Origin of the sequence: Azospirillum melinis (genome assembly GCF_013340935.1) — a bacterium.
GTDB classification, from domain to species: Bacteria; Pseudomonadota; Alphaproteobacteria; order Azospirillales; family Azospirillaceae; genus Azospirillum; species Azospirillum melinis.
This window is the reverse complement of the sequence record NZ_WHOS01000007.1, coordinates 1-16,950: the sequence shown is the minus strand read 5'-3', so window position 1 is coordinate 16,950 and position 16,950 is coordinate 1. Positions and strand designations below refer to the sequence as shown.

13 protein-coding genes are annotated in these 16,950 nt (G+C 69.8%); 7 read left to right on the top strand and 6 right to left on the bottom strand.

All coding sequences use genetic code 11. The features are described from left to right. Nucleotides 1–2: 2 nt before the first annotated feature. Nucleotides 3–1,580 (bottom strand): ABC transporter substrate-binding protein, encoded by a 1,578-nt coding sequence (locus GBZ48_RS07405; RefSeq protein WP_174470438.1) that lies wholly within the window; start codon nt 1,578–1,580, stop codon nt 3–5. 56 nt (nt 1,581–1,636) lie between these two features. Next, nucleotides 1,637–2,479, bottom strand: coding sequence for a phosphate/phosphite/phosphonate ABC transporter substrate-binding protein (locus GBZ48_RS07400; protein WP_174470437.1), 843 nt, complete (start codon nt 2,477–2,479; stop codon nt 1,637–1,639). Nucleotides 2,480–2,587: 108 nt separating this feature from the next. On the opposite strand from GBZ48_RS07400, the gene GBZ48_RS07395 reads away from it, so the two are divergent. Next, nucleotides 2,588–4,132 carry an HAL/PAL/TAL family ammonia-lyase gene (locus GBZ48_RS07395; RefSeq protein WP_174470436.1) on the top strand — a complete coding sequence of 515 codons (1,545 nt, stop codon included), beginning with the start codon at nt 2,588–2,590 and terminating at the stop codon, nt 4,130–4,132. 16 nt (nt 4,133–4,148) lie between these two features. Here the strand turns inward: GBZ48_RS07395 and GBZ48_RS07390 are convergent, their stop codons facing one another. From GBZ48_RS07390 to GBZ48_RS07380, 3 genes are all read right to left on the bottom strand, one after another. Further along, nucleotides 4,149–4,406, bottom strand: coding sequence for a helix-turn-helix domain-containing protein (locus GBZ48_RS07390; RefSeq protein ID WP_174470435.1), 258 nt, complete (start codon nt 4,404–4,406; stop codon nt 4,149–4,151). Between the two features lie 98 nt (nt 4,407–4,504). Further along, nucleotides 4,505–5,947: an amidase gene (locus tag GBZ48_RS07385; RefSeq protein WP_174470434.1), complete on the bottom strand. Its 1,443-nt coding sequence runs from the start codon at nt 5,945–5,947 to the stop codon at nt 4,505–4,507. Nucleotides 5,948–6,018: 71 nt separating this feature from the next. Further along, nucleotides 6,019–6,957 (bottom strand): LysR family transcriptional regulator, encoded by a 939-nt coding sequence (locus tag GBZ48_RS07380; protein ID WP_174470433.1) that lies wholly within the window; start codon nt 6,955–6,957, stop codon nt 6,019–6,021. 80 nt (nt 6,958–7,037) lie between these two features. On the opposite strand from GBZ48_RS07380, the gene GBZ48_RS07375 reads away from it, so the two are divergent. Next, nucleotides 7,038–7,637 (top strand): cysteine hydrolase family protein, encoded by a 600-nt coding sequence (locus tag GBZ48_RS07375; protein ID WP_174470432.1) that lies wholly within the window; start codon nt 7,038–7,040, stop codon nt 7,635–7,637. Between the two features lie 44 nt (nt 7,638–7,681). On the opposite strand, the gene GBZ48_RS07370 is transcribed toward GBZ48_RS07375, so the two are convergent. Continuing rightward, entirely contained in the window at nt 7,682–8,560 is an 879-nt protein-coding gene (locus GBZ48_RS07370) for a LysR family transcriptional regulator (RefSeq protein ID WP_174470431.1), read from the bottom strand. A gap of 614 nt (nt 8,561–9,174) precedes the next feature. Between GBZ48_RS07370 and GBZ48_RS07365 the strand changes: the two genes are divergently transcribed. From GBZ48_RS07365 to GBZ48_RS07345, 5 genes are all read left to right on the top strand, one after another. Continuing rightward, complete coding sequence (locus GBZ48_RS07365; RefSeq protein ID WP_174470430.1) at nt 9,175–10,638, top strand: Orn/Lys/Arg family decarboxylase; 1,464 nt, start codon at nt 9,175–9,177, stop codon at nt 10,636–10,638. 10 nt (nt 10,639–10,648) lie between these two features. Then, entirely contained in the window at nt 10,649–13,192 is a 2,544-nt protein-coding gene (locus GBZ48_RS07360; protein ID WP_174470429.1) for an AMP-binding protein, read from the top strand. 230 nt (nt 13,193–13,422) lie between these two features. Continuing rightward, entirely contained in the window at nt 13,423–14,988 is a 1,566-nt protein-coding gene (locus GBZ48_RS07355) for an ABC transporter substrate-binding protein (protein ID WP_174470428.1), read from the top strand. A gap of 10 nt (nt 14,989–14,998) precedes the next feature. Continuing rightward, complete coding sequence (locus tag GBZ48_RS07350; protein WP_174470427.1) at nt 14,999–15,988, top strand: ABC transporter permease; 990 nt, start codon at nt 14,999–15,001, stop codon at nt 15,986–15,988. Beyond that, nucleotides 15,985–16,920 (top strand): ABC transporter permease, encoded by a 936-nt coding sequence (locus tag GBZ48_RS07345; protein WP_174470426.1) that lies wholly within the window; start codon nt 15,985–15,987, stop codon nt 16,918–16,920. The genes GBZ48_RS07350 and GBZ48_RS07345 overlap by 4 nt, the downstream gene beginning before the upstream one ends. The last annotated feature ends 30 nt before the right edge of the window (nt 16,921–16,950 follow it).

Sequence of the window (16,950 nt, the reverse complement as noted above, 5' to 3'; positions counted from 1 at the left end):
GGTCAGGCCGCGCCGAAGCGGTTGAACAGCTGGTCGTCGCCGTTGGGCAGGATGCCGGGCACCAGCCAGTCCTTCAGCGCATAGACATTGACCTCGTGGGTCAGCCAGATGAAGGCGGCGGACTCGTCGATCAGCTTCTGCGCCTCGATGTAGAGGCGGGCGCGCTCGGCTGCATCGGTGATGGCACCGGCCTTGGTGAACAGCGCGTCATAGTCCGGGTTGTTCCAGCGCTGCCAGTTCCAGCTGCCGATCTGGGCTGCGGTGAACCATTGCAGCTGGAAGGACGGGTCGGCCTTGCCGCCGAAACGCTGGAGCGACAGCTCCAGGGTCTTGCCGGTCTCGCCGTTGCCGGCCGACCAGTAGCTGCCGCCCTCCTGCACGTCGAGGTCCAGCGTGATCCCGACCTCGGCAAGCTGGGCCTGGATGATGATGCCGGCATTCTGGTAGGCCGGCTTGTTCAGCAGCGTCAGCCGGGTGCGCAGCCCGGAGACGCCGGCCTCGGCCAGCAGCTTCTTCGCCGCGGCGACATCGCGGGCGCGGCGCGGCGCGTCCTTCCAATAGCCGAGCAGCCCCGGCGTCACCGGGGCGTAGGCCCGGCCGACCGCGCCGTTGTAGGCGCCCTCGATCACCTGATCGACGTCGATGGCAAGCCGGATCGCCTGACGGACGCGCAGGTCGGTGAAGGGCGCCTTCTCGACATTGATGCCGATCCACACGAAGTTGATCGAGTCCTGCTTGAGGATCTTCGTGCCCGGTATCTTGGCCACGTCGGCGGCGTTCGCCGGCTCGATGGCGGTGAATTGCAGCTCGTCGGCACGGAAGGCCAGCTCGGCGGTCTTGGGATCACGCACCGGGCGCAGGACGATCTCCTCGAAGCCGGGCTTCGGCCCCTGGAAATCCGGGTTGGCGCGCAGGACGACGCGCTCGTTGGGACGCCATTCGGCCAGCCGGTAGGGGCCGGTGCCAATCACCTTCGTGGGCTGGTCGGCACGGTAGGCCCCGGCCTCGAACGCCTTGCGCGAGACGATCAGGCCGGAATTGTCGGGCAGCACCACCTGCCACAGCGCAGGCGCAGGGGTCTTCAGTTTGATCCGGCCGGTGTGGGTGCCGGTGACCTCGACCTCCTCCAGCGCCGCCAGATCCTTGCCGTGCAGCGGAAGCTTGCCGTCGGGACCGGGCTTGATCGCCCGCTCGAACGAGAACTTCACGTCGTCGGCGGTCAGTTCGCCGAAGCCGTCGTGGAATTGCAGGCCGGGCTTCAGTTCGAACTCGATGACGGTGTCCGACACCTGTTCGATGCGCTTGGCCGCCGACAGCTCCCACTCGAAGCTGCCGGGCTTGAAGGCGATCAGCCCCTGCAGGACGGAGCGCAGGATGTTGCCCTCCGGATAGCTCAGCCGGTTCAGCGGATCGAAAGGCGGCTGCACGTCGCGCGGCAAGGCCAGCGTGATGCTTTTGCGCCCTGCCGCCTTGCCCGGCTGCCCGCCGGATTGGGCGAGAACCGGCAGGGAGAGGCCGGTTCCGGTAACCCCGAACGCCGCCCCGGCGGCCAGAAGGCGGCGCCTCGTCACATCGGCCATGGTGATGTCCTCTTCATATAATTGGGGGTGATCGCGCGTTTCGGATGAATGGGAGGTCAGGCCGGCGCCGGATAGCCGGCGGCCAGCGCCTCGGCGGCCCAGCGTTCGGTCAAGGCGTAGTCCGCCGGATCGGTGACGGCGAATCCGGCCAGCACCAGCGCCTCGCGCACCGCCGCCAGGGCCGGCGCCTCGCCGCTGGCCAGGAAGGCGGCACGCAAGGCCTCCACCACCCCGTCCGGGACCGACGGGCTGGCGACCAGCGGCGGCATCGGCACCGGATCGGTGCTGGCGACGATGCGGATGCGCGGTCCGAGTTCGGGATCGTGGCGCAGCATCAGCTCCAGCGTGTAGCCGTCGAGCGGCGCCACATCCGCGCTGCCGTCCAGCACGGCGTCGAGCACCCGTTTCGGCGTCACGCAGGGGCCGACCGTGGCGGCGTAGAGCGTCGGGCGGTCCGCCTTGCGGAAGCGCAGAAGATGGTGGCGCGGGGCGTTGTAGCCCGAATGGGAATGGTCCACCGTGAAGGCCAGCCGCCCGCCGAAACTGTCCTCCAGCCGGTGGATGGCGGACTCCGCCCGCACCACGAAGTCGGTCCGGTATTCCGCCCGCCCGCCATAGCGGGCCGCCGCCGGCACCGGGGCGGCAACGATCCGGTGCCGGGACCCGGCGCGCACGAAGGGCCAACCACACATGAAGGCGGCGCCGAGATCGTCACGGCTCCACAGATCCTCCAGCCGGGCCGGAAAGCCATGGTCGAGCACCACGAGCGGCACGCCGGACCGCGCCGACACCCAGTCGAACAGCGCCCGCCATGCGTCGGCAGCCTGGGCGTTCGGCGCGTACATCCGCGCATTGGCGGCCAGCGCCCCGCCCTTCCCGCTTTCCCCCGCGACCGCCATATTTCACCATCGATCTGTGTTTTTCATATTTTAGCCGATTAAATTGATAGACAAATAGCGTGCCAATCAATAGGAAAATGATTAGGAAACTACAGATGTGAACTGGAAATGCGGCAGGACTCTCTGGCGCTCGGCGCCGGCCCGTTGACGATCGAGGCGGTGGTCGCGGTGGCGCGGCAGCGGCGGACCGTCACCCTCGCTCCCCAAGTGGCGCCGCGCATCGCCGCAGCCCGTGCAGTGGTCGAACGGCTGGCCGGGGCCGAGGTCCCGGTCTATGGCCTGACCACCGGGCTTGGGGCCGGCGTGGACACCCGGCTGACGGCTGACGATCTCATCGCCTTCCAGCACCGGGCGGTTCCGGCCCGCGCCGTCGGGGTGGGGCCGCGCCTGCCGACCGACATCCTGCGCGCGCTGATGCTGGTCCGCGCCGCCGGCTATGCCGCGGGCGGCAGCGGGGCGTCGCCGTCGATGCTGCAGGCGCTGGTCGCCGCGCTGAATGCCGGCTTCCATCCGCTGGTGCCGTCCAAGGGCTCCATCGGCGCCGACGACCTTGCCCCGCTCGCCCATCTCGGCCGCGCCCTGCTCGGCGACCCGGAGGCCGAGGCGGAGGTCGGTGGAGACATCCTGCCGGCCGACACCGCGCTGGCCCGCGCCGGGTTGACGCCGCCGGTCCTCGGCCTCAAGGACGGCCACGCCGTCGTCGTCGCCAACGCCCTGTCGGTCGGCCAGGGCTGTCTGGTGCTGGAGGATGCCCGAGTGGCGCTGGACGCGCTGGACGCGGCGGCGGCGCTCAGCTGCGAAGGGTTCCGGGCACAGCTGGAGCCGCTCGACCCGCGCGTCCAGCAGGCACGGCCCGCCCCCGGACAGGCGCAGGCCGCGGCCCGGCTGCGGGCCCTGCTCGCCGGCAGTGCCCTGGAGCAGCCGGGGGCCGCGAGGCGCCTTCAGGACCCTCTGAGCTTCCGCTGCCTCGCCCCGGTCCACGGTGCCGTCCGCGTGACGCTGGAGGCCGCGCGCGAACCGGTCGCTATCGAACTGAACGCCGCCGCCGACAACCCGCTGGTGGTGGCCGAAGCGGGAACCGGGGAGGATGCCGGGGAGGGAATGCTGCACAACGGCAATTTCGACATGACCGCCCTGGTCCTGCGCTTCGAGGCGCTGGGACAGGCGCTGGCCCAGGCAGCGACCATGGCGGCCCACCGCACGATGAAACTGATGTCGCCCACGGTGTCCGATCTGCCGCGCTTCCTCACCCCGCAGGGCCAGAGCCGCACCGGCTTCGCCACCGTCCAGAAGACGATTGCTGCGCTGGAGGCGGAAATCCGCCATCTCGCCTTGCCGGCCTCGCTTGGCGTCCTGCCGGTGGCCGACGGGATCGAGGACCATGCCTCGATGGCGCCCGCCGTCGTCGCCAAGACCGGCGAGATCGTTGAACGGCTGCGCTGGCTGACCGCCATCGAACTGACGGCGGCAGCCCAGGCGGTGGATTTGCGCGGCCCCCTCGTTCTCGGCGCCGGCACCGGTACGGTGTACGCTTTCGTCCGCGGCCTCGTGGCGACGCTGGACGAGGACCGCTCGCTAGGACCGGACTTCGAGCGGCTGGAGAGAGCGATCGCCGCCGGCAAGCTTCAGCAGGCCGTTGCGGCCATTGCCTGATTGCCGGACCATGCCCTCAGGTCGATGTCCCTTCGTCCATGCGGCCGGCAAGACCGGACTCCGCGAAGGCGCCGGACGGCATCGCAAAGAAGTCGGCCAGACCGATTGGAAAGCTGTCGAGAATTTTCTCCAGGGAGGAAACGGACGGACTGATCTTGTCCTTTTCGATCAATGAGATCAGTCCATTGCTGAGTCCCGACCGTCTGGCCAGGGCACGCTGCGACAGCCCGTGGGTCCGGCGCAGGCTTTGAAGCTTCTTTCCAAGATCGGTCATTTCGATAACCCGATTGCCCCCGATTGCCGAAGATCAGGTTTCTGGAAGGCCGGCCGGATCGGCACCGCAGTTCCGGGTTCGAGCCGGCCCCGATCGACTCAGCGGATGTCCGGACGCCTGTCGTGCCAGGGGCGCGCCCGCTCCAGCTGCCCGGCAAGGCTGAACAGCAGGGCGTCCTCGCCCAGCCGGGTGGCGATCTGCACGCCGATCGGCAGATTCTCGGCGTTCCAGTGCAGCGGCACCGACGCGGCAGGCACGCCTGTGCAGTTGTACAGCGAGGTGAAGGCGCTGTAGCGCCGCAGCCCCTCGTAATAGGCGTCGAGGTCCGTGCTGCTGGTGTCCACGGTGTAGAGAGGCAGTGGCGGCGCGGCGAAGGTGCTGGTCAGCAGCACGTCGTAACGCTGGAAGAAGCTGCCCAGCACCCGCGCCAGCCGATGGATCGTCCACACCGAGCGCGCCAGATCCTCGCCGCTGTAGGACTGCGCCTCCTGCGCCCACAGCCATGTGATCGGTTCGACGTCCTCGGCAATCACGCGGCGACCCAGCGCCTCGCCGCGCAGGCGCAGCACGTTGGCGATGTTCGAGGCCACGATGATTCGGGTCGCGCGCTTCATCGCCTCGGCGTCGATGGCGGGGCGTGCCTCCTCCACCTCGTGGCCGAGATCGGCGAGCAGCCTGGCCGCCGCGTGCACCGCCTCCACGCAATCCGGGTGTATCGCGCCGCCGCCATGGTCGGTGGTCTGGAAGGCGATGCGCAGCCGCGGCGGCTCCTGCGTCACCGCGTCGAGGAAGCGCCCGGCGAAGGCCGGGGCGGCGTAGGGGTCGCCCGGTTCCGGACCGTGGGTGGCGTCGAGCAACGCCGCGTTGTCACGCACCGAGCGGGTGATCGCGTGATGGACCGACAGGCCGTTCCACCCCTCGCCGTTGTCGGGACCGAAGGGGTTGCGGGCGCGGGTCGGCTTCACCCCGAACACGCCGCAGTTCGACGACGGGATGCGGATGGAGCCGCCGCCGTCGGTGCCATGCACGGCGGGAACCAGACCGGCGGCGACCGCCGCCGCCGCACCGCCGCTCGACCCGCCAGCGCTGCGCGACAGATCCCACGGATTGCGGGTCGGCCCGAAAGCCGAAGGTGCCGTCTCGCAGGCCAGCCCCAACTCGGCGGTGTTGGTGTAGCCGAGCACGACCAGCCCCGCCGCCCGATAGCGCGCGGTGATGGTGGAATCATGGTCGGCGACGTTGTCCTGCCACAGCCGGCCGCCGTTGCTGGTCCGCTGGCCCTTGTAGAGGATGTTCAGATCCTTCAGCAGGAACGGCACCCCGGCCAGCGGGCCGGCCAGCGGATCGGAGGGGTCCGTCGCGGCCGCCACCCACCGGGCCTCGTCATAGAGGGTGTGGACGACCGCGTTGATCGCCGGGTTGATCAGTTCGATGCGCCGGATCGCCTCCTCGATCAGTTCCAGCGGGCTGATCGCCCGGTCGCGCACCAGCCCGGCCAGCCCGATGGCGTCGTAGCGTTCGTATTCGGGGAAAAGCGACATGATCGGCGGTGTCTCCTGTGTATCGGTTTCGGGCATCCCACCTTGCCGTTTAACTCTCGCTGCGAAATTTTCTAATTTCCTATTTTTGAACTATGGAAGTTCAAATCTGCACAGCCGGCCCCATAGGCGGGGGTGGAGACGGTGCCGCCAGGGGGCTGAAGGCCGGCCTCGAACAGCGCGACGAGGTGGTCGATCACCGCGCGGACGCGCGGCACCTCCTTCATGTCGCGGTGGAGGACCAGCCAGAGTTCCCGCGTCAGCGGCGGTCCCGCCATCGCCACAGGCTGCAGCTCCGTCTCCCCCGCCGCCAGCCAGACCGGCAGCAGGGCCGCGCCGAACCCGGCCCTGGCCGCCGCCAATTGCGCCTGCACGCTGTTCGAGCGGAAGGAAACGCGCCGGCCGCTGGCGTGGCGGGCCAGCCAGACGGCTTCGGGAAGGTCGGCCAGCGCCTCGTCGTAACCGATCAGCGCGTCCGGGGCGCCGGCGATCGCGAACAGGCCATAGGCGACCGTCGACAGGCGGCGCGCGACCAGATCGCCATGCTCCGGCCGCGCCATGCGGATGGCCAGATCGGCCTCGCGCCGCGCCAGGCTGAGCGTGCGGTTGTCCACCGTCACCTCCAGATCGATGCCGGGATGGCGGGCACGGAACGGCCCCAGCCGGGGCACCAGGAAACGGTCGGTCAGGGCCTGGGTCGCCGTCAGGCGCACGGTGCCGGTCAGCCCCTCCTCCCAACCGCCGCGGCGCAGGATGGCGAGAGCGCGCTCGTCCATGCCGTCGGCCAGGCGGAAGACCGCCTCCCCCTCCACCGTCAGGGCGTAGCCGTCTGCCCGCCGCTCCACCAGGGTGCGCCCGAGATCGGCCTCCAGCGCGGCGACGCGGCGGCCCACCGTGGCGTGGCTGATCCGCAGGCCCCGCGCCGCCGCCGACAGGCTGCCGGTGCGGGCCAGCTCCAGAAAGATCCGCACGTCGTCCCAGCTGAGCGACGCTGTCTGTTTCTGCACAGTCATCGCGCAAACCTGGCGGATGGCCGGGCGGGCTTGAACACAGCAGACTGACTCATCCGTTCCCCCTCTTCCGGAATGTCCCCATGCCCGAACCCAAGACCCTGCTGGCCCTGGCCGGCGCCCAGCAGACCCCCAGCCCCCTCGACAAGGCCGCCCTGGTGCTGATCGACGCCCAGCGCGAATACACCGAGGGCGGCCTGCCGCTGTCCGGCGTCGAGGATGCCGTCGCCGAGGCCGGCCGGCTGCTGGCCCTGGCGCGCAAGGCCGGAGTGCCGGTGTTCCACATCGTCCATCACGGCAAGCCGGGCGGCGCGCTGTTCAACCCGGAAGGCCCGTTCTCCGCCATCGTCTCGGCGCTGATCCCGCATGACGGCGAGACGGTCGTGGTGAAGGGCCTGCCCAACGCCTTCGCCGGCACCGATCTCGACGCACGGCTGCGCGCCACCGGCCGGACGGAGCTGATCGTCGCCGGCTTCCAGACCCATATGTGCATCAGCAGCACGGTGCGCGCGGCGCTCGATCTCGGCTGGCGCACGACGATGGTCGACGCCGCCAGCGCGACGCGCGACCTGCCCGCCCCCGGCGGCGGCACAATTCCGGCCGAGGCGCTGCACCGGGCCGTGCTCGCCGCGCTCGCCGACCGCTTCGCGGTGGTGGTGAGGGACAGCGGCGCCTGGGCCTGACGCCCCCATCGCACACAAATACCCCACGCCCATTGCGCCCACACTCATTGCGCCCACACGGCCTGGACCGCGTCGCGCATCGCCTGGATCGCCGGCTCTTGCTCCTTCCCGGACGGAAGGATGAAATGGAGGTGGCTTTCCAGGCACTCCCCCGGCCACAGGGCGACCTCGCCCGCCGCCTCGGCCGCCAGCGCCTGGTCCTCGCGCAGCAGGGCGAGCCCAAGCCCATCCATCACCAGGCCCTTCAGCGCGCCTTCCTGGTCGACCTCGATGACGGTGCGGGGAACCGCGCCGTGCCGCGCGAAGGCGCGGGCAGCGATCCGATGGAAGCTGCATCGCGGTGGCGTGCCGATCCACGGCAGCGCGGCGAGATCGCCCCAGCTCGCGTCCTCGATGCCGGCGCGCCACGCGACCGGGCCGGCGATGCGCAGCCGCACCGTGGCGATGCGGACATGGCGGAGCGCGCCGTCCGGCCGCTCTTCGAGAACGAATCCCGCCTCCAGGCGTCCATCGAGCACCCGCTCGACCACGTCGGCCGAGACATGGTGCGACACCTGGACCTTCAGTCCGGGATGCGCGCTGCGCAGGCGCGACAGCAGGAGGCCCAGGCGCAGCGCCACCGGATCGCCGGCGATGCCGAGAGCCACCGGTCCCGCCACGTCGCTCCGCAAGGTCCGGGCATGGGTGACGAGGGCCTTGGCCGCCGCCAGGGTGCGCTCGGCATCCTCCAGCAGGAGGTTTCCCTCCCGCGTCAACTGCATGCCCTTGGCCGTGCGCTCGAACAACGCGGTGCCGAGTTCATCCTCCAGCACCTTGATATGGCCGCTGACGGCGGGCTGGCTCAGCAGGAGCAGCTGCGCAGCGCGCGTCAGGCTGCCCTCGCGGGCCACGGTGGTGAAGGTCTTCAAATGATGGAGTTCCATGAACGCCTCCGTGGATGCCCTCCATGGGCACGGCGCCGAAGCGGGGAAGTGGCAATTCCAGGCTGTGCAACCTTCGCCCACAGCCTTTTCCCGAGATATTGGAGGGGCGGGCAACCCGGCTCCCGCCCTGGGGAGCACCAATTTACCGACTGAAAATATTATTTTGCAAGCTATCACACCAAAATAAGTGATAGATGTTTATATTTTACATTTAGTTATGATGTTATCGCCCGGGCCGTTATTGCCAGGTTTCGGAGACGTGGCGAGCCGGGCAGCGTGTGCCCCTCCTGCGTGCGGCGCGATCCGCTCCACACCGCAACACACAATCGTCACCATTCAAAATTCCCAAAATAAAATACGAATGAATTCTCGGAACTCCCGTTCCATACGGAATATACAAAAAGCTCATTGACGGCAAATCGCGTCAAATACTTTTTGTTTCTCTGACGCATCATTTCTGCCGATGCTTGGCTTCAGAATTTTTTATTGGACAAGCGGCTGGCCTGCGTTCGTTATTCCTACAAAACAAGTATAGATACGACAATAATAACACCGATGTTTCGTTGAAACTGGCCGCATCGGATGCGCGACCAACCAAGAGCGAGCTCCATCCCATGTCCGAACCAACCGACCAAATCACCACCCGGTCCGCGGGCCAACCGGCCGCCCGGCCCGCGGTCGAGACGCCGCTCGCCGACGCCCTGCTGGCGGCGAGCGCCGGCACGCGGGCGTCGTTCCATGCCCTGCCGATCGGCCGGCGCGCCTCCATCCGGACCTCGCCGCTCGCCCCCTCGTTCGACGCGCTGTTCGGCAGCGGGCTGTACAGCGAAACGACGATCACGGCGCCGCCGCTCGACACCTTCTTCTTCCCCCACCGCTCGCTCGCCAGAGCCGAGGAGCTGGCTGCCCGCGCCTTCGGCGCCACCGGCACGCTGTTCGTCACGGTGGGAACGACCGCGTCGAACCAGATCGCGCTGGAAGCCCTGGTCACCAAGCCCGACGCCCGCGTGCTGGCCGACAAGGGCACCCACCAGTCCATCCACTTCGCCCTGTCGGACAAGCATGCGGCGGTCGACTACATCGAACCGCGCGTGTTCTGCGAGCATTCCGAACGCGCGGCCCTGGCGCTGTCCGACATCGTCGACCGCGCCGCCGCGGCCGAGCGGGCGGGCGCGCCCTACGACCTGCTGGTCCTGAACGGCCAGTCCTACGACGGCGTCGTCTACGACATACCGGCGATCCTCGCAGCGCTCGCCGAGGCCAGCCCGTCCCTGACCGACATCTTCATCGACGAGGCCTGGGGCGCCTGGAGCTATTTCCACGAGAGCACGCGGGTCCGCACCGCGCTGCACGCCCGCAGCACCGGGCCGGCGCTCGAACGCTTCAACGTCGTCGCCACCCACTCCGCCCACAAGTCGTTGAGCGCGCTGCGCCAGGCGTCGCTGATCCATTACGCCGGCGATCCGGCCCTGGGGGAGCGGCTGCGGCTGGCGCGCTACCGCCACCACACCACCTCGCCCAACCAGCAGATCCTGGCCTCGCTCGACCTCGCGCGCGCCCAGATGGAGCTGGAGGGCGACGCGCTGGTCGAACGCTCCCTGCGCCTCGCCCGCCTCGTCGCCGACAGCGTCGCCGCCGACCCCGACCTCGGCGCCTTCTCGGTCAACGCCGCCGCCCCTCCCGTCGCGCTGGCCGGGCATGTCGCCATCGACCCGACCAAGCTGTCGCTGCGGGTGTCCGGCCTGTCGATCGGCGCCCCGGAACTGCGCGAGCGCCTGTACAGCCAGCACGCCCTCTACGTGAACCGCTGCACGCCGACCTCGCTGCTGCTGAACATCCACATCGGCGTGCTCGAAGAGGACGTGCTGGCCCTGCTCGACGCCCTGAGGGCGATCCAGCGAAGCCTGCGTCCGCCGCCGGCGGAGCGGCGCATCTCGACCTCCTTCATCATCCCCTACCCGCCGGGCGTGCCGCTGATCGTCCCGGGCGAGGAGATCGGAGACGACACGCTGCGCCGGATCGAGGCCGTGCAGTCGGCCGGAGCCCGCATCTACACCATCGAAAACCGCGCACGCTAAGGGACGAGCCATGATTCCCCTTTCCCGGATCGAGGAAATCGCCGCTTCGCGGCCCGACCACGCCGCCGTCATCGCCGGCCGCACGGTGCTGAGCTGGAGCCAGTACGCCGACGCCGTGCGCGACGCCGCCGAGGGGCTGGCCGGCTCCGTCGCCATCGACGAGCTGCGGACCATCGCCTTCCTCTCGCACAACCGGGCGGAGCTGGTGGTCGCCGCCTCGGCCGCCGCCACCCTGAAAAGCACGCTGTGCGGGCTGGACTATTCGCTGACGCAGGAGGCGCTGGCCGATCTGCTCGACCGCATCGAGGCGGATTGCCTGATCGTATCCTCGGGCTTCCTGGCCGACCGCGGCCTGAACGCCCGCGCCCTGGCCGGCGGACGGCCGGTCATCGACCTCGACGACCAGCTTCCCGGCGCCACCGGCTACGCCGCCTTCCGCGGGCTGTCGGCCGGGCGGCGCCCGCCCAGCGCGCCGGCCCGGCCGTTCCGCGCGATCTCCTTCACCTCGGGCACCTCCGGGCGGCCCAAGCCGGTGATCCGCAACGGGTCCTTCGATGCCCGCCGCTTCGCCTACTTCACCGCGCGCTACGGCTTCTCCTCGGCCGACCGCCACCTCGCCACCATCCCCTTCTACCACGCGGCGGGCGGCGGCTGGGCGCGGCTGTTCCTCCAGCTCGGCGCCACGCTGGTGCTCGCCCCGCCCGACGACGCGGTCGAGACCGCCGAGCTGATCCGCCGCGAATGGATCACGTCGAGCACGATGACCCCGCCGATCCTGTCCGGCGTGCTGCGCCACGTCGCCCAGAACCGCGCGCGCGTCACCCCCAACCAGCTGCGCTTCGTGCTGGTCGGCGGCAAGCATTTCCCCGCCCCCGCCAAGCAGGAGGCGCTCCAGGTTCTCGGCCCGGTCGTCTACGAGTATTACGGCACCACCGAGACCGGCGTGAACACCATCGCCGAGCCGGCGGATCTGTTGACCCATCCGGCCAGCGTCGGCCGGGTCTATGACGGCAACCGCATCCTGATCCTCGACCCCGAGCGCCGCCCGGTGCCGGCCGGCATCGTCGGATCGGTGGCGATCGCCAGCTACATGAACATGGACGGCTATCTCGGCGCCGCCGCCAACAAGGTGCAGATCGACGGCGAGCGCTATCTCGTCACCTCGGAGGCGGGCTATCTCGACGAGGACGGGCGGCTGTTCCTGCTGAACCGCTCGCAGGGCGCCGACAGCGTCAACCTCTATGCGCTGGAGAACGCGATCCGCCAGATCCGCGGCGTCGACGACGTGGCGCTGGTCCGCAGCGCCGCCCCCGGCCCGGTGGCCGTCCATTGCGCCGTGGTGCTGAAGGCGTCGACCGCGGTCCCGGCCGGGGAGGTGGAGGCGCGCGTCGGCGAGATCGTCCGGCGCGAGCGCGTCGCGCTGGCCCGCTTCGAGCTGCTCGACCAGATCCCCTACAGCCCCTCAGGCAAGGTCCGCGCGGCGGAGCTGGAAAACGCCATCCTCCGGGCCGGCGACCGGACGGACAAGCGGACGGCCGGGGGAACGGCGAGGGGAACGGCACCGCCCAAGCCGGCAAAGCCCGGCGGCAAGGCCGATGGCGTGCTGCTCGGCATCGCCCTCCTGGCGCTGACCGCCATCTCCTGGGGCGGCATGTTCCCGGTCGCCAAGGCCGCGCTCGCCAGCATCGACGGCTTCCACCTGACGCTGCTGCGCTACGGGCTGGCCTCAATCATCCTGCTGGGCATCCTCGCCAAGGTCGAGGGCCTGCGCGCCTTCGCCCTGGAGGGCCATGGCGGCAAGCTGTTCTTCTACGGCTCGATGGGCTTCGCCGGCTTCAGCATCCTCGCCTTCGTCGGGCTGGCGAACTCCAAGGCCGAGCATGGTGCCATCATCATGGCGCTGATGCCGCTGATCACCGCCCTGCTGACCTGGGCGATCAAAGGCGTGAAACCCGGCCGCGTCACCTTCCTGTGCATCGCGGCGGCGCTCGCCGGGGTGGCTCTGGTGGTCACGCGGGGCAGCCTGTCGGCGCTCGGCGGCGGCGCCCTGCTGCCCGACCTGCTGATCCTCGCCGGGGCGGCGAGCTGGGTGGTCTACACCCTGGGGGCGGCATCGGTCCCCGGCTGGTCGGCGCTGCGCTACACCGCGCTCAGCGCGGCGCTCGGCACCGTCACCATCGTCGCCGTGACGGGGCTCGCCACCGCCAGCGGCTTCATCACGGTGCCGACACCGGAGACGGTGTGGACGGTGCGTGGCGAGATCGCCTACCTCGTGCTGATCGCCGCCGTGCTCGCGGTGTTCAGCTGGAACATCGGCATCCGGCTGCTCGGCCCGATCAACGGCGTCCTGTTCATCAACCTCGTGCCCATCACCGCCTTCGCCATCGGCCTCGCCCAGGGCCGGGAGTTCGGACAGGCCGAGCTGGCGGGGGCCGGCCTGACCATCGGCGCCCTCGTCGTCAACAACCTGAACAGCCGCGGCCTCTTCCGCCTCCAGTGGCAGGCCCCGGCAAAGCCGGTCGGCTTCGGGCGGACGGCGGCGGAAACCCCGTAAGCGGGACGGGAAGGCGGCTGTTCAGCGCTGAACAGCCGCCGTCCGGATTTGTGCGGTCGCCTATTTCCTATTCAGCAAGTATGATTTTCCCATCGATTTGACGGGATGCCTTTGGATGATCCGCCTCCTCTCTTTCGCTTCCTGTCCAGCCAATCGCAGCGCGCCGGCCTGACGCCCGCGCCGCGCACCTGGCACCCTCTGCCGGCTGCCCCATTCCCCTGGAGACCATCATGGATCGCCGCACCTTCCTGGGTGCGATGGCCGGACTCGTGCCGACCGCCGCCTTCGCCCAGACCACGACCGCGCCGGGCGCCAGCCCGACAGGCACGGCCCCGACAACGACTGCATCAAGCCCCCGCTCGCTCTCCATCGGCGCGATCTCGGCGCCGAACTCGCTGGACCCGCAGTTCTACCAGTCACCCACCAACAACCAGACCCTGCGGCAGATCTTCGATCCCCTCGTGACCGAGGACGCCGAGGGCCGGGTCCGGCCATTGCTGGCGCAGTCCTGGCGGGCGGTGGACGAGCTGACCTGGGAGTTCAAGCTGCGGCCCGGCATCCGCTTCCACGACGGCACGCCGCTCACCCCGGACGACATCGCCTTCACGGTGGAGCGGGTTCCGGCCGTCCCCAACAGTCCGGGCTCCTTCGTGCCCTACGTCCGCAACATCGCGGCGGTGGAGCCCATCGACGCCACCACCTTCCGCATCCGCACCAAGACGCCCAACCCCTACCTCGACCGCGACTTCACCAACCTCTACATCCTGTCGCGCAGGATCCACGCGGGGGCGGCGACGGCGGATTTCACTGCCGGCAAGCTGGCGGTCGGCACCGGCGCCTTCCGCTACGCCGGCTTCACGGTGGGTCAGCAGATCGAGCTTGAACGCAACCCGGATTTCTGGGGCACGCCCACCGGCTGGAACCGGGTGCGCACCCGCTTCATCCCCGACGCCGGCGCCCGCGTCGCCGGACTGCTGTCGGGGGATCTCGACCTGATCGACGGCGTGCCGGTGCAGGACGTCGCCCATCTCGCGGCCGACCCGCGTCTGGCGATCTTCAGCGTCGCCAGCGCCACCAGCGTCTATCTGTTCCCCGACGCCAGCCGCGACCAGTCGCCCTTCGTCACCGACAGAACCGGCAAGCCGCTGGACCACAACCCGCTGAAGGACGTCCGGGTGCGCCAAGCCCTGTCGCTGGCCATCGACCGCAAGGGGATCGTCGAGAAGCTGCTGCTCGGCCAGGGCACCGCCGCCGACCCGGCACGGGCCAGGCAGCTTCTCGCCGAGGCGGGCTATCCCGACGGCTTCGGCCTGACCATCCACGGGCCGAGCGGCTTCTTCACCAGCGACGTCGCGGTGCTGCAGGCGGTGGCGCAGGGCTTCTCGCGCATCGGCGTGGACACCAAGGTTGAGACGCTGCCCATCGCCACCTTCTTCTCGCGCGCGACCAACCGCGAGTTCGCCCTGTTCATGACGACCTACGCCACCACCAACAGCGCGGAGCTGCTGCGCCAAGTGGCGCTGACCAGGAATCCCGACACCGGCGCCGGCCCCTTCAACCGCCAGCACTACTCCAACCCGAAGGTCGACACCCCGCTGCTGGAGGCTCTGCGCACGTTCGATCCCGAGCGTCGCGTCGGGCTGATCCGCGAGGCGCTTGCGGCGCTGGACGAGGATGCCGGCATCATCCCGGTCTTCTTCCCCCGCTTCAACTGGGCGGGCCGCAAGACCCACGTCCGCTTCATTCCCGGCAACGCCTTCGGCCACACCAACGCCGTCTTCACCGAGCCGGTCTAGGATTCCCGCCATGCTTGCATGGATGTTGCGGCGCTCGTTCCAGGCCGGGCTGGTGGTGCTGGCGATGACGCTTCTCGTCTTCGCCGGGCTGCACGTCGCCGGCAATCCGGTGGACATCCTGGTGCCGCCCGACGCCGACGCGGCCGAGCGCGCCCGGATCGCGGTGGCCTTCGGCCTCGACCGTCCGCTGTGGCGGCAGTACCTCCTGTTCCTCGAACGGGCGGCCCAGGGCGATCTCGGACGCAGTTTCATCTACAACCGCCCTGCCCTGTCGTTGGTCTTCGAACGGCTGCCGGCGACGCTGGAACTGTCGGTGCTGGCCCTGCTGATCGCCGCCGGTTCCGGGATTTCCCTGGGGCTGTTCGCCGGGCTGCGCCCGCAGGCCCTCCTCTCGCGGCTGATCATGGCCGGCAGCGTGGTGGGGCTGAGCCTGCCGACCTTCTGGGTCGGGCTGATGCTGGTGGTGGGCTTCTCGGTCCGGCTCGGCTGGCTGCCCAGCTCGGGACGGGGCGACACGCTGGCGCTGCTCGGGGTGGACTGGTCGTTCCCGACGCTGGACGGGCTGCGCCATCTGGCCCTTCCGGCCGCCAACCTCGCTTTGTTCAAGGTCGCGCTGATCCTGCGGCTGACGCGGGCCGGCGTGCGCGAGGTGGTGCATCTCGACTATGTCCGCTTCGCCCGCGCCCGCGGGCTGGCGCCGTCGCGGGTGGTCGGCGTCCACATCCTGCGCGCCATCATGATCCCGATCGTGACGGTGATCGGGCTGGAGTTCTGCTCGACCATCGCCTTCTCCATGGTGACCGAGAGCATTTTCGCCTGGCCGGGCATGGGCCGGCTGATGATCGAAAGCATCCAGGTGCTCGACCGGCCGGTGATCGTCGCCTATCTGGTGGCGGTCGTGCTGCTGTTCGTCACCGTCAACCTGCTGGCCGACCTTCTCTACCGGCTGCTCGACCCGCGCGTCGGCCCGGCGGACGCCGCGACGGGAGCCGGCAGATGAGCCTCGCCGCGGGGGCCCCGCCGCAAGGGGAGCAGCAGCAGGGAGAGCGGCAGCACGGCCCGCATTCCTCCGTCGGGACGGTCTGGCGCGGCTTCGCCACCTCCGGCGTGGCGCTGGGCAGCCTCGCCGTCTTCCTCCTGCTGGCCGGCGCGGCACTGCTGGCGCCGTGGATCGCGCCGCAGAACCCCTTCGACCTCACGCAGCTCGACGTTCTGGACGGACGGCTGGCACCGGGCTCGCCAGGCGGTGCCGGCGGCACCTATTGGCTGGGCACGGACGACCAGGGGCGCGACATGCTGTCCGCCATCCTCTACGGCCTGCGCCTCAGCCTGCTGGTCGGCATCGGGTCGGCGTTGGTCGCCGGGTCGGCCGGGACCTTCGTCGGGCTGGCCGCCGCCCAGGCCGGCGGCCGGACCGACAGCGCGCTGATGCGGCTGGCGGACCTGCAGCTGGCCTTCCCGTCGATCCTGATCGCCCTGATGGTGATCGCCTTCCTCGGCCGCGGGATTGGCAATGTGCTGCTGGCGCTGATCCTGGTGGAGTGGGCCTATTACGCCCGCGCCGCCCGCTCCGCCGCCCTGGTCGAGCTGAAGAGCGAGTATGTCGAGGCCGCCCGCTGTCTGGTGCTGCCGGAATGGCGCATCCTGCTGCGCCATGTGCTGCCGAACTGCCTGCCCTCACTGGTGGTGATCGCCACGACCCAGGTGGCCCGCGCCATCGCGCTGGAGGCGACCTTGAGCTTCCTCGGGCTCGGCGTGTCGGTGACGGAGCCGTCGCTCGGCCTGCTGATCGCCAACGGCCGCAATTACGTGCTGTCCGGCGAGACCTGGATCAGCCTCTACCCCGGCGTCGCCCTGCTGGCCGTGATGGCTGCCATCAATCTGGCCGGCGACCATCTGCGCGACACCCTGAACCCGAGGCTCGAACGATGAGCGCCCCGCCGTCCCCCGCGCCGTACCCCG